17 protein-coding genes are annotated in these 25505 nt (G+C 70.3%); 7 read left to right on the top strand and 10 right to left on the bottom strand.

Features of this window, described 5'->3' with window-relative positions; translation table 11 throughout:
- Positions 1-171: 171 nt before the first annotated feature.
- Positions 172-555 (top strand): response regulator, encoded by a 384-nt coding sequence (locus WME76_RS45860; protein ID WP_437289356.1) that lies wholly within the window; start codon positions 172-174, stop codon positions 553-555.
- A 13-nt stretch (positions 556-568) separates the two neighbouring features.
- Here WME76_RS45860 and WME76_RS45855 read toward each other — a convergent pair whose 3' ends face one another.
- On the bottom strand, positions 569-1696 hold the full coding sequence (locus tag WME76_RS45855; RefSeq protein ID WP_437962531.1) for a sugar ABC transporter substrate-binding protein: 1128 nt from the start codon (positions 1694-1696) through the stop codon (positions 569-571).
- A gap of 73 nt (positions 1697-1769) precedes the next feature.
- Positions 1770-3077 carry an ABC transporter substrate-binding protein gene (locus WME76_RS45850; RefSeq protein WP_437962530.1) on the bottom strand — a complete coding sequence of 436 codons (1308 nt, stop codon included), beginning with the start codon at positions 3075-3077 and terminating at the stop codon, positions 1770-1772.
- Positions 3078-3628: 551 nt separating this feature from the next.
- Here WME76_RS45850 and WME76_RS45845 point away from each other — a divergent pair.
- The 3 genes from WME76_RS45845 to WME76_RS45835 all read left to right on the top strand — a co-directional run bounded on the left by WME76_RS45845 (position 3629) and on the right by WME76_RS45835 (position 7699).
- The gene (locus tag WME76_RS45845) at positions 3629-4918 is read left to right on the top strand and encodes an ABC transporter substrate-binding protein (protein ID WP_437962529.1); all 1290 of its coding nucleotides are present in this window, start codon (positions 3629-3631) and stop codon (positions 4916-4918) included.
- A 72-nt stretch (positions 4919-4990) separates the two neighbouring features.
- Positions 4991-6115, top strand: coding sequence for a substrate-binding domain-containing protein (locus WME76_RS45840; RefSeq protein ID WP_437962528.1), 1125 nt, complete (start codon positions 4991-4993; stop codon positions 6113-6115).
- 276 nt (positions 6116-6391) lie between these two features.
- The gene (locus WME76_RS45835; RefSeq protein ID WP_437962527.1) at positions 6392-7699 is read left to right on the top strand and encodes an ABC transporter substrate-binding protein; all 1308 of its coding nucleotides are present in this window, start codon (positions 6392-6394) and stop codon (positions 7697-7699) included.
- 147 nt (positions 7700-7846) lie between these two features.
- On the opposite strand, the gene WME76_RS45830 is transcribed toward WME76_RS45835, so the two are convergent.
- The 8 genes from WME76_RS45830 to WME76_RS45795 all read right to left on the bottom strand — a co-directional run bounded on the left by WME76_RS45830 (position 7847) and on the right by WME76_RS45795 (position 20573).
- Entirely contained in the window at positions 7847-10036 is a 2190-nt protein-coding gene (locus tag WME76_RS45830) for a TonB-dependent receptor plug domain-containing protein (RefSeq protein ID WP_437962526.1), read from the bottom strand.
- A gap of 55 nt (positions 10037-10091) precedes the next feature.
- The gene (locus WME76_RS45825) at positions 10092-12926 is read right to left on the bottom strand and encodes a response regulator (RefSeq protein ID WP_437962525.1); all 2835 of its coding nucleotides are present in this window, start codon (positions 12924-12926) and stop codon (positions 10092-10094) included.
- A gap of 2 nt (positions 12927-12928) precedes the next feature.
- Entirely contained in the window at positions 12929-13372 is a 444-nt protein-coding gene (locus tag WME76_RS45820; protein ID WP_437962524.1) for a response regulator, read from the bottom strand.
- A 166-nt stretch (positions 13373-13538) separates the two neighbouring features.
- Positions 13539-14570: a hypothetical protein gene (locus tag WME76_RS45815; protein ID WP_437962523.1), complete on the bottom strand. Its 1032-nt coding sequence runs from the start codon at positions 14568-14570 to the stop codon at positions 13539-13541.
- Positions 14567-15241: a hypothetical protein gene (locus tag WME76_RS45810; protein ID WP_437962522.1), complete on the bottom strand. Its 675-nt coding sequence runs from the start codon at positions 15239-15241 to the stop codon at positions 14567-14569. Before WME76_RS45810 ends, WME76_RS45815 begins: the two co-directional genes overlap by 4 nt.
- 680 nt (positions 15242-15921) lie before the next feature.
- Positions 15922-17568 carry a glycerol-3-phosphate dehydrogenase/oxidase gene (locus tag WME76_RS45805; protein WP_437962521.1) on the bottom strand — a complete coding sequence of 549 codons (1647 nt, stop codon included), beginning with the start codon at positions 17566-17568 and terminating at the stop codon, positions 15922-15924.
- Between the two features lie 152 nt (positions 17569-17720).
- Positions 17721-19733 (bottom strand): ABC transporter ATP-binding protein, encoded by a 2013-nt coding sequence (locus WME76_RS45800; RefSeq protein WP_437962520.1) that lies wholly within the window; start codon positions 19731-19733, stop codon positions 17721-17723.
- 255 nt (positions 19734-19988) lie between these two features.
- The gene (locus WME76_RS45795; RefSeq protein ID WP_437962519.1) at positions 19989-20573 is read right to left on the bottom strand and encodes an NAD(P)H-dependent oxidoreductase; all 585 of its coding nucleotides are present in this window, start codon (positions 20571-20573) and stop codon (positions 19989-19991) included.
- Between the two features lie 269 nt (positions 20574-20842).
- On the opposite strand from WME76_RS45795, the gene WME76_RS45790 reads away from it, so the two are divergent.
- The 3 genes from WME76_RS45790 (at position 20843) to WME76_RS45780 (ending at position 25501) form a co-directional block, all read left to right on the top strand.
- Positions 20843-21187 (top strand): response regulator, encoded by a 345-nt coding sequence (locus WME76_RS45790; protein ID WP_437962518.1) that lies wholly within the window; start codon positions 20843-20845, stop codon positions 21185-21187.
- A 361-nt stretch (positions 21188-21548) separates the two neighbouring features.
- Positions 21549-22964 carry a multicopper oxidase family protein gene (locus tag WME76_RS45785; RefSeq protein WP_437962517.1) on the top strand — a complete coding sequence of 472 codons (1416 nt, stop codon included), beginning with the start codon at positions 21549-21551 and terminating at the stop codon, positions 22962-22964.
- Positions 22965-23200: 236 nt separating this feature from the next.
- Complete coding sequence (locus tag WME76_RS45780; protein ID WP_437962516.1) at positions 23201-25501, top strand: nitric-oxide reductase large subunit; 2301 nt, start codon at positions 23201-23203, stop codon at positions 25499-25501.
- The last annotated feature ends 4 nt before the right edge of the window (positions 25502-25505 follow it).

The following is a 25505-nucleotide window of genomic DNA, read 5'->3' as shown; positions in this document are numbered from 1 at the left end:
CGGGCGGGCCGGCGGACCGGCCGCTTGCGCGCGCGGCCGCGCGCGCCCAAGGTGCCGCACGGGCCCGTGACGCTCGATCGATCAGGGCCGGGAGCGGGGGCTGTTCAGCGGAACCGCGGATCAGCGGGAGGGAGCGCGCCGCGCGGCGCGGTCCGGTCGTGAGGTTCGAGCATGGGCGAGAAAACGGGTCGCATCCTGGTCGTCGAGGACGATCTGGACATCAGGAGCATCCTGTCGCAGCTCCTCGTGTTCGAGGGCTACGACGTCGAGGAGGCGGCGGACGGCGCCGAGGCGCTCGCGCTGCTGCGGCGCGACCAGCCGCCCGCGCTGATCCTGCTCGACCTGATGATGCCGGTCATGGATGGCTGGCAGCTCCGCGCCGAGCTCCAGCGCGACCCGGCGCTCGCGTCCATCCCGGTGGTGATCGTGTCCGCCGACGTGCGGGCCGAGCAGGAGGCGTCGCGCCTCCGCGTCGCGGGCCTGCTGAAGAAGCCGCTGCAGATCGAGCCGCTGCTCGAGCTGGTCCACCGGATCTGCGGGGCGCCGGGGCGCTGAGCGCGCGGCGGCGCTACTGGTTGGCGCGGATCGCGTCGAGGAAGTCGTTGTAGGCGTCGATCTTGTCCGCGGGGACGACGTCGAGGCCCGTGTTGACCCGGATGTCGTCGACCATCTGCGGCGCGAGGATCTGCCGGGTCGCGTCGAGGCCGATGTTCTTGATGCCGTAGAGGATGTAGGGGACGAGGTAGCCCTGGTAATACTGCCGCTGGGTGTGGGTGGCCTTGATGCGCCCCTCGCGCATGTAATCGACGGTCATCGGATCGAAATCGAAGGCGACGATGGGGAGGTCCGGCTTGCCCGCGGCCTCTGCGGCGATCGCGCACCGGTACGAGATGTTGAACAGGCCGATCATGCCCACGACGGGCGGGTCCGCGGTCTCGATCTGGGCCTGCATCCAGTCGACGTCCTCGACGTCGCCCCCGTCGTCCCAGGTGGACTGACGCACAAGGACGTCGTAGCCGGCTGCCTCGAGCACGCCCTGGGCGCCCTGCGTTCGATCCATCCCGTTGCTCCAGGCCGGGTCCTCGTTGCCGTGGAGGATCACCGTCCCCGGCGCCGGGGGCAGCATCGCCAGCAGGGTCTGCGCTGCCGTGGCCCCGGCCGCCTCGTCGAGGGTCCCGACGAAGAGCGCGCGCTTCGAGGACGCCACGTCGGTGTCGAGCGTCACCACGGGGACCCCCTCCGCGACAGCGGCATCGACGGCGTCCGTCTGGATGTCGTTGAAGGGCGCGAGGCCGAGCCCCTCCGCGCCGTCCGCGACCACCTGCGCGATCTGGTCATTCTGGAGCGCCTCGTCTTCATCGCTGTCGCCCGACTGCGAGATGGGCCCGATCACGTTCCCGATGACCCCGAGATCACCCAGGGCGCGGTTCGCCGCCGTGACGACCGGCGCCCAGAAGCCGGTGGCGTCCTTCAGCACGATCGCCATCTGCATCGGCTGGGTCGCGTGCTTGTTGAGCTCGGCGATGAGGTCGTCGATCGTCGCCTCGAGCTCCACGGGAGTGAACTCATTGGGAGGCGTCGGAACTCGCTTGATGGGCGTCGCATCCTCGCCCGCCTCGGGGTTCGTGGCGCCGCATGCCGCCGTCATCAGCGTGAGCCCGAGCGCCGTCATCCCCCATCGTCCAATCCTCATCATGAGACCTCTCCTTGTCCGTGGTTCTTCCGGCAGTGCGCGATACCCCTGGGTGAACACCGAGCTTGCCGCGGGATCATTGGCCGACGCGGCACGTGAGCGAAATGGGGGCAAGATCGACGAAGGCGTCGCCGTGGATCGTCCACCCTTGCATCGAATGATGCTGATTGGCACCGTAGCGATCGAACTCGTACTCGGCGGCCGCCCCGACGTACCGGAGCGGGATCCCCGCGCGGAGCCTGGCCATCGCCGCCCTCAGATCCCGCCACGAGGCCGCTTCGTTGTCCGGGCTGTTGAGCTCGCTGATGACCCTCTGCAGCGCATGTCCGGACAGCGGCATCTCCCTGCCCGTGGCCTGGGCGTACACGAGGCCCATCGCGATGAGGACGACGCCGTCGTAGTAGAAGTGCGCCGCGGGCAGCGGCGCCTCGTCGCTCCACCGGCGCGAGAAGTGGTCGATGAACGCGGCGGCGTTCCCGGTCGTGCAGTCGAGCGACGCCTCGGCTCCTTCCATGACCCGGCACTCGCCGCGCAGGCTGAGCGAGGGCGACACCCCGAGGTATCCGTCGAGGGAGCCTGTAGGGATGTTGGCGAGGAGCACCTCGGCGCGCAACGCGGGGCCGAGGAACCAGGTGCCCGGGCGCCCGGAGACGGTCCATTCGGTCACGATGATCGAGGCGGTGGCGGGGTAAGCCGCCAGGAGCGTGCGGCCGGCGTGCGACGCGAAGGCGGACTCGATCATGTTCGTATACGTCGGCTCGCCCGACGTGAACGTGACCGAGGGGAGGACTCTGCCCTCGAGCGCCGCGAAATTGGTCGTGAAGCTGCTGCTGACGCTGGCGTTGTAGTCGTCCCGCGCGGCGAGGCTGTTGACGGTGTCGATGCCCTCGTCGATGGCATACTTCGCCAGCGCGCAACCGACGTCGTACGGGGAGGGGGCGAGCCGCATCCAGCCTCCCTTCGTCTCGTTGCGCCTGACGGTGGGCGCGGCGTACCCCGGCAGCATGTGGAACACGTCGAGTCCCCTCACGTCCGGCGCGATCTCACGGGCGATATCGTTCTCCTCGGGCCCGATCAGGTAGGCGACCTGATCCGTGTAGAGCAGCTCGAGGAGCTGCTGGAACCCGCGCTCCGCGCCCGAGTGGCTGTCGCGGCTCCGGAGGTCGAACGGCATCCCGTCGAGCCCGCCCGCGGCGTTCAGGTCGTCGACCGCGAGCAACATCGCTTGCTCGAGGTTGCGGCCGACGGCCGACTCGCTGCCGGAGAAGGGCAGGAGGGCCCCGAGGACGACGGCATCCTCCGGGTGATCGGGCGCTGTCTGCGCGCATGATGCCGAGAGCAGGGAGGCGAGTCCCACGAGCAACCCGGTGTCGATACTGCGCATAGGCTGTGATGATGAGCGGACCATGTGCTGGTTTGTTCTGTCAAGAGGGCAGGGGATCAACAACGATGTTTGGAGTGGCAGCTCACCCCATCAGGGCAATGCACAACACAGGTCGTTTGCTGACGCGCTGAGTTGACCGACGCGCTGAAAGGTCGGCGAGGGGACCGCGTCGAGGCGACAGGAGCGCACCGGTGCGGTCCTGGGAGCGCGGGTCGTCGGGGGAGTACACCTTCGTACTCAGGGGGCCCTTCATGTTCGCGGTCCTGCTCACCTCTCGGCCTGGAGGGCGCGATGTGCGGTGCAGGAAGGGCGGCTCCAAGACGATGCTGGTATTGTTGTCTGCGTTGCATGATGCCGTGGACTTTCATCTCTGTCCTCCATTCCGGTTCTCGTTGTTTGCTTCCATGCCCTCTTGACGATCGGTCCTCGATGGGATGTCATCCGCGCGGGGGTCAAACATGTCTTGTAGGGGGCCTGCGGACTCGCATCGCCACCATAGAATCGGCCTGTGTCTCGCGCCTACCGGACGGCGTTCGCGCCGTACGGAGGCGGTGTTGCTCGCGGGGCTCGCGTCCCTGCTCTCGGCATCATGCGCGCAGACAGCGCCCGATCACCCCGAGGACGCCGTCGTCCTCGGGGCCCTCCTGCCCTTTTCTGGCAGCGAGTCGGCCGTCGGCCGCAACCTCGAGCAAGCGATGTTGCTCGCGGTGGGCGACCTGAACGCCGCGGGCGGGCTCGACGGGAAGCCGTTCGACCTCCGGAGCCGCGACAGCCACTCGAGCGCGGAGCGCGGGCTCGATCAGCTGATCGAGCTGCTCTACACGGAGCGGGTCGCCTACCTGATCGGGCCCGAGGAGAACGATATCGCCCGTCAGATCGCGCCGGACGTGAAGGCGCTCGACGTGTTTCACATGCTGCCGGGGTACGCCGCGCCCTCGGTCGCGCGCAGCGAGGCGAAGGGGGGCTGGATGCGGCTCGCCCCGTCCCCGTTCGAGGTCGGCTGCGCGCTGGCGAAGATCGCCGTTCACGACGAGATCGACACCGCGAACAGCCTCGCCGCGCGGGACGACTACAACGCCAGCGTCAGCAGCAGCTTCACGACCCACTTTGCGGCGCTCGGGGGCAGAATCCTGCCCTCCGTGACGTTCACGTCGGGCGAGCAGACCTACACGAAGAACATCACGACGGCCTTCGGTTCACACGCCGGCCGCACGCTCCTGGCCGCCAACCCGGCCACCGCCTCGACGATCGTGACCGAATGGGCGGTCTCCGGGAGCCCGGGCACCTGGTTCCTCGGTCCCGCGCTGCGCGCCGAGGTGCTCCTCTCCAACATCCCGACAGGCTCCCTCGACGGATACCTCGGGGTCTCGCCCTCGCTCAGCCTGCGGAGCGAGTGCCAGGTCGTGGACGAAGCCGCGGAGTCGCTCGACTGCACGACCGGGAACGCCGCCGCGTTCATCGACCACTTCTCTCGCCGGTGGGGCGGCGAGGCGCCGCTGCCCGCGGCGCACTTTTACTACGACGGTGTCGTCCTGATCGCGATGGGCCTCGCGTACGCCCAGGCGACGAGCGGGACGGTCCCTTCGTCCGGACATGAGCTGCGGAAGATCATCCGCGACCTCAACAGCCCGGACAACGAGGCGGCCTCGTGGCGAGATCTGAGCTCGGCGATGGCGAGGCTCCGCGCAGGGATCCCCCTGCGGTACGTCGGGGCTGCCGCCGAATACGAGTTCGATGGGTACGGGGCGAGCGTGCACCATTTCATGCAGAAATGGACGATCGACGGTGACAGGTTCGTCGACCTCGCTCCCGTCGCGGTGACGTGCGAGCCCTGGAAATGAGCCCGCTGCGAGCTTGACTTCCGCGCGGGGTACCGCGCGGGACCGGACGGATCACGGACAAGGAGGGGTTTCATGACGAGGATTGGACGGTGGGGGACGGCGGCGCTCGGCCTCGCGCTGATGACGCCGGCGTGCGGATCGAGCGACGCGGACGACGCGGGCGAGGAGGCGACGCCCATCCAGCGGATGCCGACCGTGCAGAATGAATTCACCCCGGTAGAGCTCGAGGAGACCATCGACAAGCTCGTCGCCGAGATCAACGAGAACGCGACCGAGTCGATGCAGATGACGGTGATGCTGAAGACGCTCTCCGCGTTCTTCGCGCCGATCGCCACGGGCGCGAACCGGGCGATGGGCGAGATCGGGGTCACGGGGAACGTGGTCGGACCCACCAAGGAGCCGGGCGATCAGCAGAGAGACATGAAGCTCCAGAGTGAGCAGATCGCGCAGGCGGTGACGGACGGCGCCGAAGGGATCGGCATCTCGCCCTTCGGCGACGCCAACGCAGCCGCCGTGGATGATGCCGTCGCGAACGGGGTCCACGTGGTGACGCTCGACACGGACCTGGCCGCATCGAAGCGCTCGATCTACGTCGGCACCATCAACCGGTCGGCCGGCGAGACGGCAGGGAAGACGCTGCTCGCGCTGCTGCCCCCGGAGCCGGGTACGGTGATCCTCCACGGCAACGAGGACCCGACCTGGGACGACGGGCTGGACCGAACGCAGGGCGCCCAGGGCGTGCTCGAGGCGGCCGGTCACAAGGTCGTCGTGCGTCAAGTCGACTGGTCCGACGAGGGCGCGGACGTCGACTGGATGAAGGACCAGATCGAGACCGCAGATCCGCCCGTCGTGGGGTTGCTCGGCCTGTTCAACCTCTCGTTCCGGTGCGCGATGGCCGCAGAGGCCGCGGGCAAGCAGGACCTCCCCATCGTCGCCTTCGATTTCGACGCGAGGACGGTCGACTACATGCGCGAGGGGCGCATCGAGGCGACACACATCCAGCGGCAGTACTACGAGGGGTACCTCGTGCCCTACATCCTCTACGGCATCAAGAGCATCGGCCTCGACGCGACCCGGCGGATCCTGGCGCCGCAGATGGTCGGGGACAGCCTGTTCAACCTCGGCCTCGACGTGGTGCCGGGCGACAAGGTCGACGCCTACAACGAGTTCCTCGACTCGATCGGCGCGAACGAATAGCGCGCGCGGCGCGCGGCGTCAGAGCGCCCTCGATGCCGATAACCCGGCGTCCCGGCTCGCTTTCGCCGAGGTGGCTCCTGGCGCGCAGCGCCATGGCTGGAGCTGGACCTCAGGTCATCGACGCAGCCATCGGCACCACCGGCGTGCATCCCCCTTGACGATCGCGCCTCGATGCGATGTCATCGGTTCGAAGGCGAAGCATCGTCTTCGGGGGGCCCTGCCGCCTTGCATTGCTTCCATCGAGCCGGCATGTGGCTCACCCACCTCGGACGACACATGCGCTGCACGGAGACCAGGCTGCTCTTGGGGCTCGCGTCCCTGCTCTCGGTGTCCTGCTCGTCGGCAGCGCCCGCTCACCCCGAGGATGCCGTCGTCCTCGGCGCCCTCTTGCCCTTCACCGGCAGCGAGTCGGCCGTTGGCCGCAACCTCGAGCAGGCGATGTTGCTCGCGATCGAGGATCTGAACGCCGCGGGAGGGCTCGACGGCAAGCCGTTCGACCTCCGGAGTCAAGACAGCCACTCCAGCACGGAGCGTGGGCTCAATCAGCTGCTCGAGCTGCTCTACGTGGACGAAGTCGCCTACCTGGTGGGGCCCGAGGAGGACGAGCTCGCCCGTGAGATCGCGCCGGACGTGAAGGCGCTCGACGTGTTCCACATGCTGCCGGGGTACGCCGCGCCCTCGGTCGCGCGCAGCGAGACGAGGGGCGGCTGGATGCGGCTCGCCCCGGCGCCGTTCGACGTGGGGTGCGCGCTGGCGACGACCGCCGTTCGCGAGGGCATCGCCACCGTGAACACCCTCGCCGCGCGGGACGACTACAACACCCGCGTCAGCAGCGAGTTCACGACCCAGTTCGTGGCGCTCCGGGGCAGGGTCCTCCCTTCGGTGACGTTCACGTCGGGCGAGCACACGTACAAGAAGAAGATCGAGTCGGCCTTCGCGTCGGAGGCCGGGCGCACCCTCCTGGCGGCGTACCCCGCCACCGCCTCGACCATCGTGACCGAGTGGACCGTCTCCGGGCGCCCGGGCACATGGTTCCTCGGTCCCGCCCTGCGCACCGACGTGCTGCTCGCCAACATCCCGACAGGCTCCCTCGACGGATACCTCGGGGTCTCGCCCTCGCTCAGCCTGCGCAGCGAGTGCCCTCTGGCGGACGAATCCGCGGAGATGGCCGGCTGCACGACCGAGAACGCCGCCGCCTTCATCGACCACTTCTCGCGCCGGTGGGACGGCGAGGCGCCGCTGCCGGCGGCGCACTTCTATTACGACGGCGCCGTCCTCATCGCGATGGGCCTCGTGTACGCCCAGGCGACGGGCAAGGAGATGCCGATGTCCGGCCACGAGCTGCAGAAGGTCATCCGCGACCTCAACAGCCCGGAGAACGAGGCTGCTTCGTGGCGGGATCTGAGCTCGGCGATGGCCAGGCTCCGCGCGGGGACCCGGCTCCGGTACGTCGGGGCGGCCGCCGAGTACGAGTTCGACGACTACGGGGCGAGCATACATCACTTCATGCAGCGGTGGACGATCCGAGGGAACGACTTCGTCGATCTCGCCCCCATCGCCCTGACGTGCCCCGGCCAGAATTAGCCTCGCCGCGAAGCCCGAGGCTCACGCAGGGGCCGCGCGGGATCGAGCCAGTCGAGGATCGAGGAGGGGCATCCATGAGGATGCCCGGGCGGTGTCGCGTGGCGGCCTTCGGGCTCGCAACGACCTCCTCGCCTCGACCAGCGCCGCTCAGTAGCGGTGTCGTAGCTCGAGGAACACCTCGCGCGGCGCCAGCGGGTACTCGAAGCCCGAGAACCCAGGGTCCGGCCCGCTGGCGCCGAGGATGTTCTTGGCGCGCAGCGCCACGCTCGTCTCGTGACCCGGGATGACCCACAGGTTGCGCGCGACCAGGCTGGCGTTCCACCACAGGTACGTGGGCAGGTCGAAGCTGCCGCCGTTCTCCAGGATGCTCGCGTCGGCGGCGCGCCGGGGCCCGGCGAGGATCCCTTGCGTCGAGAGCTCGAGCGGAACGGCGCTCGGCGACGGCAGCTTCACGTACGCCCCGCCCCGCGCGATCCAGCGCGGGTAGGCGACCATCTCCGGACCGACAAGCTCGGCCTGGTAGCCCACCTGGCCGGAGTCCCGGGTGGAGTGCACGGTCTCGAACGACCCGTAGCCGCCATAGGCGTCGCCGTGCCGCAGCTCGGCGCGCGTCGCCCAGATCAGCGACGTCTGATTGGCGACGTTCACGGCCGTCTGGTTGATGCCCCGCGGGACGAACTCCGCCTTGTCGTTCAGGAGGCTGTAGGACACCCCCGTGCTCGCCGAGACCCAGGCGCGCGGCCGCCACGTCACCTCGGCGTCCACGGTGTGGATGGACTGAGGCTTCAGGTCCGCGTTCCCGATCACGTCGCCCGGCACGAGCGGCTCGGCGTACTGCAGGTACGGTGACGGCGCCTTGAAGGCGCTGCCGTACAGCAGCTTGGCCACGACGGTCTTCCCCAGGTGCGATGTCGCCCCGAAGCGGCCGGTGAGCTGGTTCTCGTACCTGCTGTGGTGATCGTAGCGGAAGCCGCCCGTCAGCTTCAGCCACGGATCGAGCACCTTGAGGTTGGCGCTGAGCAGCGCCCCGAGGTCGACCAGCTCGGTCGAGCGCCGCTCCCGCTCCGGCGAGCCGAACGCCTGACCCGTGATCTTGCTGACCCGACGGAAGGAGGGCAGATCCTCGTTGTCGTAGACCGACTCGAGGTTCAGGATGACGTTGAAGCGACTCCAGGGGACCCACCGGAGCTCGACGTTCGCGTCGACGCCGCGATAGGCCATGCGCCGCTCGATGTAATACCAGCCGCCGGCGACGTCCACGCGGTCCCCCGGGAGGACGCCGCCTTGAAAGTACATCCCCTGCACCGCGAGCGCGAACTCCCGGTTCAGCTGGAGGAGCCCGTCGACCGCGACGCGATGTTGCTGCAGGTTGACCACCGTGCCGGCCGGGCTCCCGAACGTGTCCGTTCCGCCGGTGAGCTGCGCCCATTGCGCGAAGTCGCCGCCGCGCCTGAAGGCCGACCAGTAGGCGCTGACCACGAGGTGGTGACCGCGCTCCGGATCGCGAAACGCGAGGCGCGAGCCGAGGACCGCCGCCGACCGCCTGAGGTTCCCGGCCTCCAGGCGTCCCGCGTTGTACGCCGGGATCTGCGGGGCCGGCGACTGGCCAGGCATCTCCAGGCCACCTCGATCGTCGAGCTCCCCCGCGGCCGTCAACATCATGTCGAAGCGGTCGGTGGACATGCCGCCCAGCACGTCGAGGCCGCCGCCCAGGTGCGTCCCCGTCACGCCGAAGCGCGCCGTGCCGTCGACGAAGGGAATGTCCTCCGCCGCGACGGTGATGATGTTGACGACCCCGAGGAACGCGTCGGCGCCGTAGAGCGCCGACGCCGGGCCGCGGACGACCTCGATCTGCTTGATGGCGGACAGCGGGATCAGCTCCGCTCCCAGCCAGTTGCCGCTGGTCGTCCGGAAGGCCACCGATCGCCCGTCGATCATGACCTTGATCCCGCCGCTCTCGGCCCCAAGCCCCCCGGTCATGCCCTGCACGCCGGCGTTCGGCAGGATGTGATCGTCGATAAGGTAGAACCCGACGACGTGCTTGAGCACCTCGCCGACGCTCGTGTACCCCCAGCGGCGGATCTCCTCCGCCGTGATCGCCGTCACGACCGCTGGCGCGTCGTCGAGCGTCTCCAGCGTCTTGGAGGCCGTGGACACCTCGACGTCGAGCAGCCGCAAGAGGTCGACGCCCTCGAGCGCGTCGTTGCGCTGCTCCTTCCCGGCGGCGTTCGGGTCTCCCGGGGCCGCGGCGGCCGTCGGCTGAGCCCACGCGACGCCCGGCGCCGCGGCGATCACCAGGGCAACCATCCACTTGGCTTCGAGCGAGGCAAAGGTCATGCGGGTACGGTTCGTTCTGAGCCTTGGGCCATGGCAGAATGGGCGCACTTGCTTGTCACGTCGCCTCGGCGGTCGCGGTGAGCTCTTCCTTCAGGGCGACGCTGACGGCGTCGAACTCCTCCCGTATCCGCGCCAGATCGCCCGTCGCCGGCAGCTCTCCCCGGCCGGCGGCGAACTGCATCTTCTCCGCCAGCTCGGCGACGCGCGACGCGCCGATCGAGAGCATGCTGCCCTTCAGCTTGTGAGCGCTCGCCTTCACCTCTGCGGCGACCGACGCCCGCAGGGAGGCCTCCAGGCCGTCGAGCTGCTGCGGGACGTTCTTGAGGACGAGCTCGATCAGCTTCCGCGAGCGCGGGACCTCGGGGTCGAGCACGAGCAGGGGCGCCGGCTCGCTGGCGCCGTTCGTGAGCGCGGGCGCCGGCTCCGGCTCGTCCCGGTGCAGCACCACGTGCCGCCACAGGGTCTTCTGCAGCGATTGAGGCCGCACCGGCTTGGCCAGGTAGTCGTCCATCCCCGCGGCGAGCACCCGATCCCGCTCGCCGACGAGGGCGTGCGCCGTGAGCGCGATGATCACCGTGTGGCGGTTCTTCCCGCGCTCCCACTCGCGGATCTTCTGCGTGGCGGTGTACCCGTCCATGACCGGCATCTGGCAGTCCATGAGGACGGCGACGTACTGCTTCTTCTTGACGCACTCGAGGGCCTCCAGGCCGTTGCACGCGGTCTCCACGCGCAGGCCCAGCTGCTCCACCTGCTCCATCGCCACGTAGCGGTTGATCTCGTTGTCGTCGACGACGAGCACGGGGAGCTTGCTCGCGATCTTGCCCGGCTCCACGCCGGGCTTGCTGACGGGCGCGATCTTGGCGCCGGTGAGCGCGCTCTGCAGCGTGTTGTAGAGCTCGGACACGCGGAGCGGCTTGGGCAGCTGCGTGACCACGGTGGACTCGAGCCCGCTCAGCGCCGCGCTCGACCCCATGTGGTAGAGCGCCACCACGGGCAGCCGCTCCAGCCCCGGCACCGAACGGATGGTGCGGAGGAACGCCTCGAGATCGAGATCGTCCATCTGCACGCCGACGACGGCGGCGCTGAACGGCCGCTTCTCGAGCAGCGCGAGCTCCAGCCGGCTGATCGCGTCCCTGCCGGAGGTCGTGGACTCGGCGTCGAAGCCCCAGGCCACCAGGTGCTCCACGACGACGTCGCGCCAGCTCTTGCTGATCTCGACCACCAGCGCGCGGCGCCCGCTCGCCCACTCGGCGGAGCGGATCTGCTCGCCCCCGGCCGTGACGCCGACCTTGATCGTGAACCAGAACCGGCTGCCCTGCCCCGGCGTGCTGTCGACGCCGATCTCGCCGCCCATGACCTCCACGAGGTGCTTGCTGATGGCGAGCCCCAGGCCCGTGCCGCCGTGGTTGCGGACCATCGAGCCGTCCACCTGCGTGAAGGCCGCGAACAGCTTCTTCTGATCGTCGGCGGAGATGCCGGGGCCGGTGTCCACGACGGCGAGCTTGACGATCGCCGAGCTCTTGTCCTGCTGGGGCGCCGCGACGTCGACAAGCACCTCGCCGCGGTCGGTGAACTTGATCGCGTTGCCGACCAGGTTGGTGAGCACCTGGCGGAACCGGTCGGGGTCGCCCACGACGCCGGTGGGGACGCGGCGCTCGACGCGGTACACGAGCTCGAGCCCCTTCTCGTGCGCCTGGCTCGCCATCAGCTCCGCGACCTCCTGGACGACGAGGCGCAGATCATAGGAGACGTGCTGCGCCACGTACTTGCCGGCCTCGAGCTTCGAGAAGTCGAGGACGTCGTTGATGATCGCCATCAACGTGTTCGCGGAGGCGTCGACGGTCTCCACGTAGCGCCGCATCTTGCCGTCGAGCGGCTGGTTCTGCATGAGCCGGATGACCCCGAGGATCCCGTTCATGGGGGTCCGGATCTCGTGGCTCATGTTGGCGAGGAACTCGCTCTTCAGCCGGGACGCCTCGAGGGCCTGCTCCGTCTTGACGCGCAGCTCCTCGAACGCCTGCTCGTTCGCCTCGACCATGCTGTTGAACGCCTCGCCCAGGAGCTCGAGCTCGTCGCCGCTCTTGATCCGGACGCGCTCCCACTTCTTCGGCTCGATGCCGGTCGTCTGGGACGGCGGCGCGCTCGAGCGGAGCCCGCTCGCGATGGCCCCCGCCGCCGAGCGCAGCGCGAACAGCGGCTCCGTGATGTGGACCGCCACCCGCTTCACGAGGAAATAGCTGGCCGCGACGCTGCCGAGGATCAGCGCCCCGATCAGCCCGAGCGTGGTGACGAGCCGGCTCCTGGCGAGCTCCCGGGCCTGGACCATGCGCTCGACGACGCTCTTCGTGCTGATGCCGTAGATCACCGTCCCGGCGTGCGTCCCCTCCGTGACGACCGGGGCCGCGACCTCCAGGACGTCGCTGCCGCCCATCGGGTTCTGCCGCCGCCTCAGCACGGGCCGGGGGTGGTGCTCCGCGCTGATCCCGAGGGTCAGCAGATCGCTCGCCGTGAGGGCGGGCGCGTCCTTGGCGCCGCCCGCCTGACCGAGCCCGCTCGCCGCCCAGACCCGGTTCTCCGCGTCGAAGAACAGTCCATAGGCGATGTCGTTGTTCTCGGAGACGGTCTGGAAGATGAGCGCCTTGACGTCCCCGAACAGGTTGTCCGCCACCAGGCTGCGCAGCGCCAGCGCCTGGTTGAAGCCGAGCAGGCGGGCCTTCTCCTCGAGACTACCGAGGAGCTCCTCCTCGCGCTTGGCCTGGACGTCGCGATCGGTGGAATAGATGAGCGCGCCGCTCGACAGGAGCGTCGCGCCGCCGAGGAGCAGCAGCGCGCCGAGGATCAGGCGCAGCAGCTTGATGCGGAGCGACCCGTGGGTAGTCGGGGTAACCATGCTTATCGAGGGCGCCTCACCGAGGACGGGGGAGCGGAGAGGGGAGACGCCGAGGATGAGGGCGCGACGCTCTTCCCGGCGCGCGCGGCCGCCGCGCGCTCGACGGCCGGCGCCAGGGCGACGTGGAGCTTCGATTTCGAGACGATGCCGTCGGCGCCGACCTTCTCTCCGAGCGCGCTCAGCTGCTCGACGTCACAGCCGGAGACGAGGATGATCCCCAGGTTCGAGAGCTGCGCGTTCTCCCGGAGCAGCTTGGCCAGCTTGTCGCCGTTGATGGTCGGCATGTTGATGTCGAGCGCGACCACCGAGATCCCGTCGCGCTTGATGACCGACGTCGCGCCGATGGGCGTGGCCAGCTCGAAGACATAGTAACCAGCCTTGACCAGGACGGCGCACATCGCCTCACGGGCGATGTCGTCGTCATCGATCACGAGCACCCGGATCATGAGCGCTCCTTCCGGGACCGCGCGCCGCGCGGGAGATGCCCTCGGGGTGGCGGGAGCGTCGAGCCATCGCCCGGGCGCGCCATGGTCCGAGCCGGCCCGTAGCTTCGAGACCATGTGTCCGGTTGAGAGAGTACCTGCATGGCTCCTCCATTCCCGCGATGCGCGCTCACCGCCCGATCAGAAAGTCAACCTGCCCGAACTGGCTGGAGTCAAGGCCGAACCGCCGCGCGAGCCGCACGTCGACCAGGCGCTTCACGGAGATGGGCAGCCGGACGTCCGACGTACGGAGCTTCCAGTCCTCGTCCGCGAGCTCGTACAGGAGATCCGCCGCCTGCACGGCGAGCGCCTGGGTGTCGGGGATGGCCGCGAACGTCCCGAACTCCGCGTGCTCGTTGACGAGCGAGCGCACGGCCACCACCACCGGCGCGTCGAGCCGGTCCACATAAGGGAGCCAGACGTTCGTCAGGAACGTCGGGCTCAGCAGGCCATTGTCGTTCGGCAGCCAGATCGCGTCAACCTCGGCGCGGTGGAGGTTCACCAGCGCGGCGCGGAGATCCTGGACGTGCGGTTTGTTCGAGAGCTCCTCCCGCACGAAGGTCAGCTTCTCCACCTGCATGAGGTCTTCCTGCCGGGCGATATGGCGGGCGAAGCCCTGGCGGTACACGACGCCGACGCGACGGACGTCGAGGCCCAGCGTGCGCAACCCCACCATGGCCGTGACCGCCGGCACCTCGTAGGAGATCGCCACCGAGTTGGGGACGGTGCGCTGGAGCTCCTCGGCGAACGACGCCATGAGGATCAGCGCGACCGGCGGTGTCGGCGTGGTGCGCGCCCAGTTGCGGTAGAGGAGCACGGTCGAGTTGTTGACCAGCACCACCGCCCGCGGGCGATCTCGCGCCACGATCCTCCCCACGTTATCGGGGCTCGACTCCTCGACGCGCAGCGGCGAGATCGTGACACGGTAGTCGTCGGACAGCTCGACGCGGAGCGACTCCAGCATGCCGTCGAGCTGGGATCCCGCGGGAGCGATGACGGAGATGACGGGCCTCCCGTCCGGGGGCGGCGTCTCGGGCGGCGGCGCCGGATCCACGGCGACGTGCTGCGCCGTGCCCGACGAGCAGCTCAGCGCCAGCATCAGCGCCGCGAGGGCAGAGGCTCGCCACAGCGAGCGCCGGCGGAGGGGGCGGGTCGATCTCATTTCCATTCGTCCACCCCCAGGTCGGCCATCACGTGTTGTGGGAGCTTCCGGACGGCGTACTCGACAGCGTGACGATCGCTCAGGAACGTGACCGCCACGAGGCCTACCTTGGCTGTCGAAAGACTCAGGATGGTGAAGCTCATCTTGCTCTTGGACTCGAAATCAGCGCGGAACCGCTCCGGGAGGAGCACCGCGTCGGCCGTCTGGAACTGGAGGAGCTGCAGCAGATCCTCGATCTTCGTGACGCGCTGGACCTCCGGCGCGACGCTCACGCCGAGGAGCCCGGCGACGAACTTCGGGAGCGACTTTCGCTCGACCAGATCGACCATCCCGTACCGCAGCGACGGGAACATCTCCCTGGTCAGCCCCCTCGTCGAGATCAGGAGGTATTGCTCCGCGTCGCTCCCCGCCCTCATGCCCTGGAGGTCGGCGCCCCGGTTGAGCGAAGTCAGGACCGGCCTCGGCGAGAGCGCCGCGTTCGGCGGGTTCGTCTCGAGCGCCGTCTTGAAGTCGCTCAGCTTACCGAACACCGTGACATCGACGCCGGGCATCGACTCCTCGATCTTCTGCTCGAGCGCTCGCGCGCGGAGCGGCGTCACCGCATAAACATAGAGCGTGGCCTCGGGGCCGGCGGTGCTGGGCGGGCTGAGCAGCAGCAGGCAACACCCCACGAGCACCGCCGCCGCGAGCAGGACCGCCGGCGCGCGCGGGGCCCGGAGGATCCGGCGAGGCCCGCGGTGGGCCTCCTCGCGCCGACGGCGCGCGCCGAGAAGGCCGATCAGGGAGCGAAGCGCGCGGGACCGAACAGAAACAGCCGAATCATTGTCTTGCCGCGCACACGATGACATCCAGCGGTGCGCGATCCGTGCTTGACACGTGAGGTGCCACAGGGCCGCCTCGATCGCTGACCGCCGTGCCCGTGTGGAGCGCCTGCATATCCTTTTCACGCTCCTCATGTCCTCCCGGTCATCGTAATTGGCTAGCGTACCCGACGGCCAACCCTGCTTGTCAAGCGCGCCATCGAAGGGCCATGCGATCCGATCAGCCTGGCGAATGGGGACGTTGGAGAGGGCGACAACACGGGGCGGACGCGGCCGCGTGATCAGCGGGCCATCACGGCCCCGCGGGCGTCGAATCGTGAGCGGGGCGCGGTGGCGCGCCGACGTCTGGCGGCGTCCCGCCCGGCGGAAGTGGGAGATGACAACCGCAGATTCCCTCGGTGCTGCCTCGTTGACCTACATGTAGAGTGATGGTGCATGGGAGGGTCGACGACTCCCCATGATCACGCATCAGCCGCGGAATTCGTGGGTGAGCGCACGCCGTCGCCGCGCGGCGCGCGGCGCGCGCGTCGCTACCTGAGCGGCAGCTCCGCGGCGGGCGTGTTCGCGGCCCGCGGCGCGCGGCGCTCCTCGAAGTACTCCTCCAGCCGCCGGTCGGCGTCGTCGCCGAACAGGATCCGGCACGCCTCCCGGAGCCCGGGCGATCGCGCGAGCTCCTCGCGGCGGATCAGGAGCGCGATCTTCGTGCGCCGCCGCAGGAAGTCCTCGAGCTTCGCGACCATCTCGCGCCGCGCGGCATACGCGATCTCGCACCGCACGTCGTCCGCCCCGTCGATCAGCGCGTCGGCCATCCTCGGGTCGCGCCGGATCTCGTCGAGCAGCTCGAGCGCGTCGGCCCCGTAGCGGCGCCACAGGCGCGCGCTCAGCTTCTCGGAGGCGCGCGGCGGCGTCAGGGCGTCGAGGTCGAGCTGAAGCGCCCTTTGGAAGAACTCATGACGAACGACCCCGTCCGGCTCGCCGTACCAGCGCGCCGCCGGGCGGGGCAGCGCGACGCCGAGCTCCTGCGCGGCGGCGCAGACCTCGTCGCCCACGTTGATGCAGTCGGTGAGCTTGCCGCCGAAGATGCTCACGTGGCCCTGCGCCCGGTCGACCTCGAGGACGTGCTTGCGCGAGAGCTGCAGCCAGTCCGCCGCCCCGCCGCCGTCCTGCACCGCCAGGGGGCGCACGCCGCAGCGCTCGGCGATGATGTCTCCCTCGGTCAGCGGACGGGGCAGGTCGAGGCGCTTGTTGATGTTGGAGAGCACGAAGCGGCGGTCCTCGGCCGTCACCTCCGTCTGCGGGCGCTCGACGCGCGTGTCGGTCGTGCCGATGCACGTCCGCGAGCCCATCGGGATCACGAAGAAGAGCCGGCCGTCGTCCGCGAAGAACGTCAGCACGCGCCGGCTCGGGGTCAGCCGCTCCACGAGGAGGTGGATGCCCTTGGAGAAGATGTGGCGGTGGCCCGTCCGCTGCCCCGTGAGCGCGTTGTGCGCGTCCACGAACGGACCGCAGGCGTTCACGAGCACGCGCGACCGGACGGCGAGCTCCCTGCCCGACAGGACGTCGCGGGCCCGCGTGACCCACGCGTCCCCGTCGCGCCGCGCGCCCAGCGACTCGACGTAGTTGGCGGCGCACGCGCCGCGATCGAGCGCGGCGCGGACGAACCCCCAGACGAACCGCGCGTCGTTGTCGACCAGGTACGCGTCGGAGTACTCGAATCCTCCGTCGCAGCCGTCCAGGTTGATGATGGGCTCTTCCCGCGCGATCGTCCGGCGGGAGAGCAGGCGGGGGATCTTCGTGAAGAAGCTGCCGATGATCCAGTAGAGCCAGGTGCCGAGGAAGAGCTTGAACAGGCCGTGCCGGAAGCCCCGCGCGTGCGCGGTGTAGAACCGGATCTCCTGCACCGTCGAGGGGTAGCTCCGGAGCAGGAGGTTCCGCGAGACGCAGAGCTTCCGCACCAGCGGAAACTCGAGGTTCTCCATGTACTTGATACCGCCCCAGGCGAGGTTCGACGACTCCTGGCTGGTGAAGCCCGCGAAGTCGCCCCGATCGATCAGCGCGACCTTCGCGCCCCTCCCGGCGAGGGCGGCGGCCGCGACCGCGCCGTTGATCCCGGCGCCGAGGACGAGGACGTCGAACGTCTCGCGGCTCAAGCTGTCGATGTTCGTGGCCCGCAGCATCGATGGCGATCCGGCGTCAGGCGCGCGCGCGCCCCCGGACCTCTATCACGTCCGGGGGCGCGCCGGGGCGCCGGGCGGGCCGAAAAGCGCGGCTTCCGTCCGGCTCCGCCCCTCAGCCCCTCAGCCCATCAGCCCATCAGCCCCTCAGCCCATCAGCCCATCGCGGCGTCGTCGCCGCGGAACGGCTCCGGGTGGGCGCGGCGCGGGCCGGGCCGGGCCTCGGCGCGCGCGCCGGCGTGGCCGGTGTGGAGGTGCTGCCAGCGCGCCATGGTGGTGTAGACGCCGCCGCGCCGCAGGAGGTCCGCGTGCGCGCCGTGCTCGACGATGCGGCCGCGCTCCATCACGAAGATCTGGTCGCAGTCGACGACGGTGCTCAGGCGGTGGCTCATGAGGATGATCGTGCGCTGGCCCTTCAGCGCGCGCAGCGCCTCGCCGAGGGGCCGCTCGTGCGCGGCGTCGAGCCCGTCGGTCGGCTCGTCGATCACGAGGATGGGCGCGCCCGACAGGAGCGCGCGCGCGATCGCGATGCGCTGCCGCTGGCCGGCGGACAGGTTCAGCCCGCCGTCGGCGATCTGCGTCCCGTAGCCGTCCGGCAGCGCCTCGACGAAGCCCGCCGCCCCCGCCATCTCGGCCGCCTTGCGGATCTCCGCGTCGGTCGCGGACGGGCAGCCGTAGGCGATGTTCTCGGCGATCGTCGCCGGCAAGAGGATGCTGTCCTGGAGGACGAGCGCCATGTGCCGGCGCAGGTCGGCCACGCGGACCGCGCGCGTGTCGATGCCGTCGAGCCGCAGCGCCCCGTGCGTCGGGTTGTGGAAGCGCGGCAGCAGGCTGAACAGCGTCGTCTTGCCGGCGCCGGCCGAGCCCACGAACGCGACCATCTCCCCCGGCCGGATCGTCGCGTCGACCCCGCGCAGCACCGGGTGCCCGGGGCGGTACTCGAACCCGACGCTCTCGAGCGAGAGCGTGCGCGGCTCGGGCGGCAGCGCGGCCGCGTCGTGGAGGTCGGTCACCGCCTGGTCGCGGTCCAGCACCTCGAAGACGCGCTGCGCGCCCGCGACGCCGCCCTGCACCGCGGCGCCGGCGCCGGTCAGCTTGCACAGCGGGTCGTAGAGCATCCCGAGGTAGCCGAGGAACGCCGTCAGCGCGCCCAGGGTCATGCCGGCGCCGCCCGCGCCCGCGCGGGCCTCGACCACGAGGTGGCCGCCGTAGCCGAGCACGAGCGCGCCGCCGAGCCCGAGGATCGAGCCGACCGTGAGCGTGTGGCGGAGCTCGTCGTGGTGGAGCCTGAGCCAGGCCCTCACGCTGTGGCCCAGCGTCGCGTGGAAGCGCGCCTCCTCGTCGGCCTCGCGCCCGCACGCCTGGACGAGCCCGATCGACGCCATCGAGCGCTGCACGGACGTCGTGAGCTGGCTCTCGACCTCCTTCGCCTCGGTGCACTTCCGGTGCAGCGCGCGGCCGAACTTGACGTTCGTCAGGAGCAGCGGCGGCACCACGGCGAGCGCGAGCAGCGTGAGCCCCGGGCTGCGCGCGGCCATGATGCAGAGCATGACCGCGAGCGTCAGCGCGCTCCCCAGCACCGAGACCGCCACGTTGAGGATCCCGTGGAACCCGGTGGCGTCCTGGTTGAGGCGGTAGAGGGCGTCGCCCTGCGGCTGCGCGCGGTGGTAGCCGATGTGGAGCGCCTGGAGCTTCCGGTACACGTCGCACCGCACGCGCATGAGCCCGCCGTAGCCGATGCGGAAGTTGAGCAGGGCGCGGCCCATGCCCACGAACTCCTGCGCCACGCGGAGCACGAGCGTCATCGCCGCGAGCCCGAGGACGCGGCCGAGCAGGCTGTCCGGGAGCGGCGCGAGCAGCAGGCGATGGGCGAAGTCCCCCTCGCGCGGCCCGCTCGAGATGAGGTCCACGATCACGGCGACCGGCCACACCTGGAGCAGGCTGATCGCGATGGAGACGCAGACCAGCAGGGAGAGCGCCCCGATGCGCGCCCACTCGCCCTTGAAATAGGCGCCCACCCGGAGGAAGAACCGGAGCCGCTCCGCGCCCGCCGAACGGCTGGGCGCGGCGAGCCGCTGCGCGGTGCTCCTCAGGGAGAGCCTCGATATCCTTCCTTCGCGCCGCGGCGGCGAAGGGCGATAGTTCTTGCGCTGAGCCTGTGCGCTCATTGGATGGTTGGGCTTTCTTCCTGTCTACGGCTGAGGTGAGCGCCGGCGGCCCCTTAGGGCGATGCCTGGCAGTCCATCGGTTCCGACCAGTAGCGAGGTACCGAGGTGTAACAGCCCATCGCGGCCGCGCTCTTCCCGTGCGCCGGAAAGCGAGGCGAGCTCCTGCTGATTTGCTGCGCCCTTGTCCGGGACTCCAGGGCCCGAGGCGCCGGCGCGGTCACGGCACAGGCCGACGGATCGGCCGGGTCTCCGCGCCTATCCGTGAATCCGATCCTCGAGCAGCGCGAGCCGGCGGCCGAGGGCGCGCGCCAGGGCGAGATCGAGCCCGCCCGGCGGGCCGCGGCGCGCCGCCGCGCTCGTCGTCTCCGCCGGATCCATCTGCGCGCGGGCCGGCGCCTGGACGATGACTCCGTGGCGGAGGAGCGAGGTTATCATCGCGTGGAGCGCGGCGCGCTGGGCGCCCTGGATCGGAGACGGAGAGCAGAACACACAGGCCACCTTGCCGGCGAGGTCTCCCGCGAGCTGCCCCGGGCCGTCGAGGAAGCGGCGGAGCTCCGCGCTCATCGCGCCGTAGCGCGCGGGCGAGCCGAGGGCGATGGCGTCCGCCCAGAACAGGTCTGCGTGCCGCGCGAGCGGGACGGACGCGAGGCGCTCCCGCGTGGCACGGATCCGCTCACTCGAGCTCCACCTGTCCTGCGGCGGCGCGAGGCCCTCGAGCTGCCGGAGCCGCACGGTCGCCCCGGCCTGCTCGGCGCCCTGCGCGACGGCGGCCGCCAGCGCGGCCGTATCGCCGTGGAGAGAATAGAAGATCACGGCGACGTTCATGCCGTGCGCGTTCATGCCCAGCGCGCATGCAGCCCTCGTACCGCGGTCATCGTGACCGGGGCGCGCCTCGCCGACCCGGAAGAGCCCGCCTCGCGTACCGTCATGAGCGCATCCATGGTCGATCCGTCGGCGCGCGCCCTCGACCCGCGCGGCGCGATTCAAATTGCGCGCTGCGGAGGAAAGGCTTATGGGGTCGTTCGATGGACGCGAACGGAGCGCGCGGGGGGGACAGCGCGGATGTCCCGCGCGGACCTGAGCTGGGGAGTGACCCCTCGCGAGAGGGCGTGATCTTCGTCATCGAAGACGACCGCGGCGTCAGCGAGGCGCTCGTCGAGGTCCTGTCGGAGGAGGGCTATCGGGTGATGACGGCCGGGAACGGCGCGGAGGCGCTGGCCCGGCTCCGCGAGGCGCCGACTCCGGCGCTCATCGTGCTCGATCTGATGATGCCTGTCATGGATGGATATGCGTTCCGCGCAGAGCAGCTCCGCACGCCCGCGATCGCCGATGTCCCCGTGATCGTGCTCACGGCCGGGGCGGCGCCGCGCGCGACCGAGCTCGGACACGTCGATATCCTGAAGAAGCCCATCGATCTCATCGCGCTGCTCGACGCGGTCGGGCGCTACGTCTGACGAGCTCGCCAAGGCGCGCTCGGCGCGCTCGTGCGGAGATCGCGCAGGGGTGATGGACTTGACGTCGCAGGACGCGTTTGCTCGTCTGTCCGCACGGACGTCCAGGAATGAAGCCAGCCCCTTGCACGCCATTCGCTCCCGCCGAGAGCGCCGAGACCGCCGGCGGAGGCCGCCGCGCGGCCACCGTCGATGAAGTGTTTCCGGGCACGAGCGCGCTGGCCGCGCTCTGCCGGGCGAAGGACTGGGGCTCGACGGCGCTACGCAGCGTGTCACGCGTGTATGACGCGGCGCCACACGGCAGTATTTGCGGGTACGGCGTCCTTTTTCGGCCCTGGACGGGATGGTAAGCTCGACGCGCGTCATGTCGAGCGAGAACACGGGCCTTCCTCTCTGCCTCTTGCTGGTGGCCGCGTCGGGCTGCGCGGGGGGGCCGCCGTCTCAGCCCGAGGGGTGGGATCGCGCGGTGGCGCTGCGCCCTGCGGTGGATCGCGATGCAACGGCCGGGGTCGTCGAGGTCGATCTGACGGCGCGCGTCGAGGAGGTGGAGATCGTCCCCGGCCTGCGGACGCCGGCCTGGACCTACGATGGCGGGATCCCTGGCCCGATGATCCGCGCCCGGATCGGCGATCGGGTGATCGTGCATTTTCGCAACGAGCTCCCGGCGCCCACGACGGTTCACTGGCACGGCGTGCGGCTCTCGGCGGAGATGGACGGCGCGCCCGGGCACAGCCAGCCCGAGACCGTGCCGGGCGGCAGCTTCACCTACGACTTCGTCGTCCCCGACGCGGGCCTCTACTGGTATCACCCGCACGTCGACTCGGCCGCGCAGGCGGGCAATGGCCTGTACGGCGCGCTGCTCGTCGAGGATCCGGCCGAGCCCGCGGCGCTCGGGGACGAGCTCGTCCTCGTGCTGAGCGACATCGGCGTGGAGGACGACGGCGCGCTGGTGCCGCCGGACACGGGCGGGAGCTTCGGCACGCTGTTCGGGCGCGAGGGCGACGTCCTGCTCGTCAACGGCCGCGTCAACCCGGTGATCGAGGCGCGCGCCGGGCTGCGGCAGCGGTGGCGGCTCGTCAACGCGGCCAGGTCACGTTATTACCAGCTCGCGATCGACGGACATCGCTTCACCCGCATCGGCGGCGACGGCGGGCTGCTGGAGCACCCGGTCGAGACGGACCGCATCCTGCTCACCCCCGGCGAGCGCGCCGACGTGCTGATCGAGCCCCGCGGCGCGCCCGGCGCGACGCTCCCCGTGCGCTGGGTGCCTTATGATCGCGGCTATGGCGCCACCTTCGGGCGGCCCGAGGTCGAGGCCTTCCGGCTCCGCCTCGCGGACGAGCCCGCGGCCGAGGACGAGCCGCTCCCCGAGGTCGCGCGGGCCATCGCGCCGCTCGACACGGCGGGCGCGAGGCGCGTCGATCTGCAGCTCACGCAGCGGGACGGCCCGGGCGACCTCGTGCTGGGGATCAACGGCGTGCCCTCGTGGGAGGCGGAGCCGCTCGTGGCCGCGGTGGGAGAGACAGCGGTGTGGACGGTCGAGAACACGATGGTCTTCGACCATCCGTTTCATCTGCACGGCTTCTTCTTCCAGGTGCTCGGCCCAGGCGGTCAGCCGGTCAGGCCGCTGGAGTGGAAGGACACGGTGAACGTGCCTGTCGACGGCGCGACCCGCTTCGTGGTGCGCTACGACAACCGGCCCGGGATGTGGATGTTTCATTGCCACATCCTCGACCACGCCGACGCCGGCATGATGGGGATGCTGCACGTCGTGCGGTGACGGCGTCGGGTCCGAACACCGCGCCTCGGCTCCCTCGCCTGGAGGGATGAGCCGGCTGGCTCCCTGACGCCGCGTCTCCGGAGCTGCCGGGCCCGCACCGCCGTGGCCGCAGCGCCGCGCCCTCGGCCACGGCCACGGTATTGCGCGCTGGTCCATCTTGTGCTTACTCGGGGGCCGTTCCGCTGCGCCCGCGTGCGCAGCGCAGGTGAGCAGCGGCACGAGACTGGAGATCAGCAATGGAGTACCGAAAGCTCTGGATAGCCCTCGCGGTCGTCGTGTTGGCCTCCTTTGCCGTGCTCGGGGGTGTCGGGTACCGGGCCGTCCTCGCGGGGCCGCCCATCCCGGCGCGCGTGGTCACGACCGAGGGCCGGACGCTCTTCGAGGGCCGCACCATCCAGGACGGGCAGAACGTCTGGCAGTCGATCGGCGGCCAGCAGATCGGCTCGATCTGGGGTCACGGCGCCTACGTGGCGCCGGACTGGACCGCCGACTGGCTCCATCGCGAGGCCGTCTTCGTCCTAGACCGGTGGGCGCGGGATCAGGGCGCTTCCTCGTTCGCCGCGCTCGACGTCGAGCGACAGGCGGCCCTCCAGGCGCGGCTCCAGGAGCGCATGCGCCGGAACACCTACGACCCCGCGCAGGGCACGATCTCCATCGATCCCGCGCGCGCCGAGGCGTTCGACGTGCTCGCCGCGTATTACGCGAGCGTCTTCGGCGACGGCCGGGACGAGTACGCGATCCCGCGGGGCGCGCTCGTCGACGCCGAGAAGCAGCGCGCGATGGCGGCCTTCTTCTGGTGGACGGCCTGGGCGTCCGCCGCGGAGCGCCCCGGAGAGACCGTCTCGTACACGCAGAACTGGCCGCACGAGCCGCTCGTCGGCAACCGGCCGACCGGCGAGGCGGTGGTCTGGAGCGTGGTGAGCTTCGTCCTGCTCCTCGCCGGGGTCGGCGGGATGGTGTGGTATTTTGCGTCGAGGGAGCATGAGCCTGAGGCAGCGTCGCCGCCCGGGCGGGATCCGCTGCTCGGCCTGAGCCCGACGCCCTCGCAGCGGGCGACGGTGAAGTACTTCTTCGTCGTCGCGGCGCTCTGGGTCGTCCAGGTGGCGCTCGGCGCGATCACGGCGCACTACGGCGTGGAGGGGTCGGGCTTCTACGGCATCCCGCTCGATCGCTGGCTGCCGTACTCCGTCGCGCGGACATGGCATGTCCAGATCGGCATCTTCTGGATCGCGACATCGTGGCTCGCGACCGGGCTCTATGTCGCGCCCGCGGTGGGCGGCGTCGAGCCGAGAGGGCAGCGGCTCTACGTCAACGTGCTCTTCGCCGCGCTGCTCTTCGTGGTGGTGGGCTCGCTCGCGGGCGAGTGGCTCGGCATCCAGCAGCGGCTCGGCGAGTACTGGTTCTGGTTCGGCGCGCAGGGCTACGAGTACGTCGATCTCGGCCGCTTCTGGCAGATCCTGCTCTTCGGCGGCCTGGTCTTCTGGTTCTGGCTGATGATGCGGGCGCTGCGCCCGGCGCTGGCCCGCCGCGACGAGAGCCGGCCGCTCTTGCTCCTGTTCGCGCTGGCGAGCCTCGCCATCCCGCTCTTCTATGCGGCCGGCCTGATGTACGGGCAGCGCAGCCCGCTCGTCACGGCCGAGTACTGGCGCTGGTGGGTCGTCCACCTCTGGGTCGAGGGGTTCTTCGAGGTGTTCGCCACGGTCGTGATCGCGTTCCTCTTCGCGCGTCTCCGGCTGATCCGCGTGGCGCCGGCGACGCGCGCGGTGCTGTTCTCGACGGTGATATTCCTCGCCGGGGGCATCATCGGCACGTTCCACCACCTCTATTTCACGGGGGTGCCGAGCGAGGTGCTCGCGCTCGGCGCCGCGTTCAGCGCGCTCGAGGTCGTCCCGCTCGTCCTCATCGGCTTCGAGGCGTGGGGGAACGTCCGTATCGCGCGCGGGGCCGAGCGGGCGGCGTGGATAAGCGCTTACCGGTGGCCCATCTACTTCTTCGTGGCGGTGGCGTTCTGGAACCTCGTGGGCGCGGGGCTGTTCGGGTTCTTCATCAACCCGCCGATCGCGCTCTATTACATGCAGGGGCTCAACACGACGCCGGTCCACGGCCACACGGCCCTGTTCGGCGTGTACGGGATGCTGGGCCTCGGGCTGATGCTCTTCTGCCTGCGCGCGCTCCGGCCCGGGCTCGCGTGGAAGGAGCGCGCGCTCGCCGCCGCGTTCTGGCTGATCAACGGCGGCCTCGCCGCGATGGTGCTCCTGAGCCTGTTGCCGATCGGCCTGCTGCAGGCGTGGGCCGCTGTCGAGCACGGCACCTGGTATGCGCGGTCGGCGGAGTTCCTGCAGACGGGGTTGATGGACGCGCTGCGCTGGATGCGGGTGCTCGGCGACACGGCGTTCGCGCTGGGCGCGCTCTTGCTCGGCTGGTTCGTCTTCGGGCTCTGGACGGGGCGGTCGTTCGATCCCACGAAGGGGACGGTCGAGGCGGGGGAGCCGGGGATCCAGCCCGGTCCGGGGTCGCGGCCGTCGGCCGCCGAGTGAGGTG

It is taken from the genome of Sorangium sp. So ce119 (assembly GCF_051524405.1).
Classification (GTDB): Bacteria; Myxococcota_A; Polyangia; order Polyangiales; family Polyangiaceae; genus Sorangium; species Sorangium cellulosum_G.
The sequence above is the reverse complement of the archived record's forward strand: the minus strand, read 5'-3'. Positions and strand labels throughout refer to the sequence as shown.

Coding starts and splice junctions, on each gene's coding strand:
- WME76_RS45860 (WP_437289356.1), top strand. CDS start 172: ATGGGCGAGAAAACGGGTCGCATCCTGGTCGTCGAGGACGATCTGGAC.
- WME76_RS45855 (WP_437962531.1), bottom strand. CDS start 1,696: ATGATGAGGATTGGACGATGGGGGATGACGGCGCTCGGGCTCACGCTG.
- WME76_RS45850 (WP_437962530.1), bottom strand. CDS start 3,077: ATGCGCAGTATCGACACCGGGTTGCTCGTGGGACTCGCCTCCCTGCTC.
- WME76_RS45840 (WP_437962528.1), top strand. CDS start 4,991: ATGACGAGGATTGGACGGTGGGGGACGGCGGCGCTCGGCCTCGCGCTG.
- WME76_RS45835 (WP_437962527.1), top strand. CDS start 6,392: ATGCGCTGCACGGAGACCAGGCTGCTCTTGGGGCTCGCGTCCCTGCTC.
- WME76_RS45830 (WP_437962526.1), bottom strand. CDS start 10,036: ATGACCTTTGCCTCGCTCGAAGCCAAGTGGATGGTTGCCCTGGTGATC.
- WME76_RS45825 (WP_437962525.1), bottom strand. CDS start 12,926: ATGGTTACCCCGACTACCCACGGGTCGCTCCGCATCAAGCTGCTGCGC.
- WME76_RS45820 (WP_437962524.1), bottom strand. CDS start 13,372: ATGATCCGGGTGCTCGTGATCGATGACGACGACATCGCCCGTGAGGCG.
- WME76_RS45815 (WP_437962523.1), bottom strand. CDS start 14,570: ATGAGATCGACCCGCCCCCTCCGCCGGCGCTCGCTGTGGCGAGCCTCT.
- WME76_RS45805 (WP_437962521.1), bottom strand. CDS start 17,568: ATGCTGCGGGCCACGAACATCGACAGCTTGAGCCGCGAGACGTTCGAC.
- WME76_RS45800 (WP_437962520.1), bottom strand. CDS start 19,733: ATGAGCGCACAGGCTCAGCGCAAGAACTATCGCCCTTCGCCGCCGCGG.
- WME76_RS45795 (WP_437962519.1), bottom strand. CDS start 20,573: ATGAACGCGCACGGCATGAACGTCGCCGTGATCTTCTATTCTCTCCAC.
- WME76_RS45785 (WP_437962517.1), top strand. CDS start 21,549: ATGTCGAGCGAGAACACGGGCCTTCCTCTCTGCCTCTTGCTGGTGGCC.
- WME76_RS45780 (WP_437962516.1), top strand. CDS start 23,201: ATGGAGTACCGAAAGCTCTGGATAGCCCTCGCGGTCGTCGTGTTGGCC.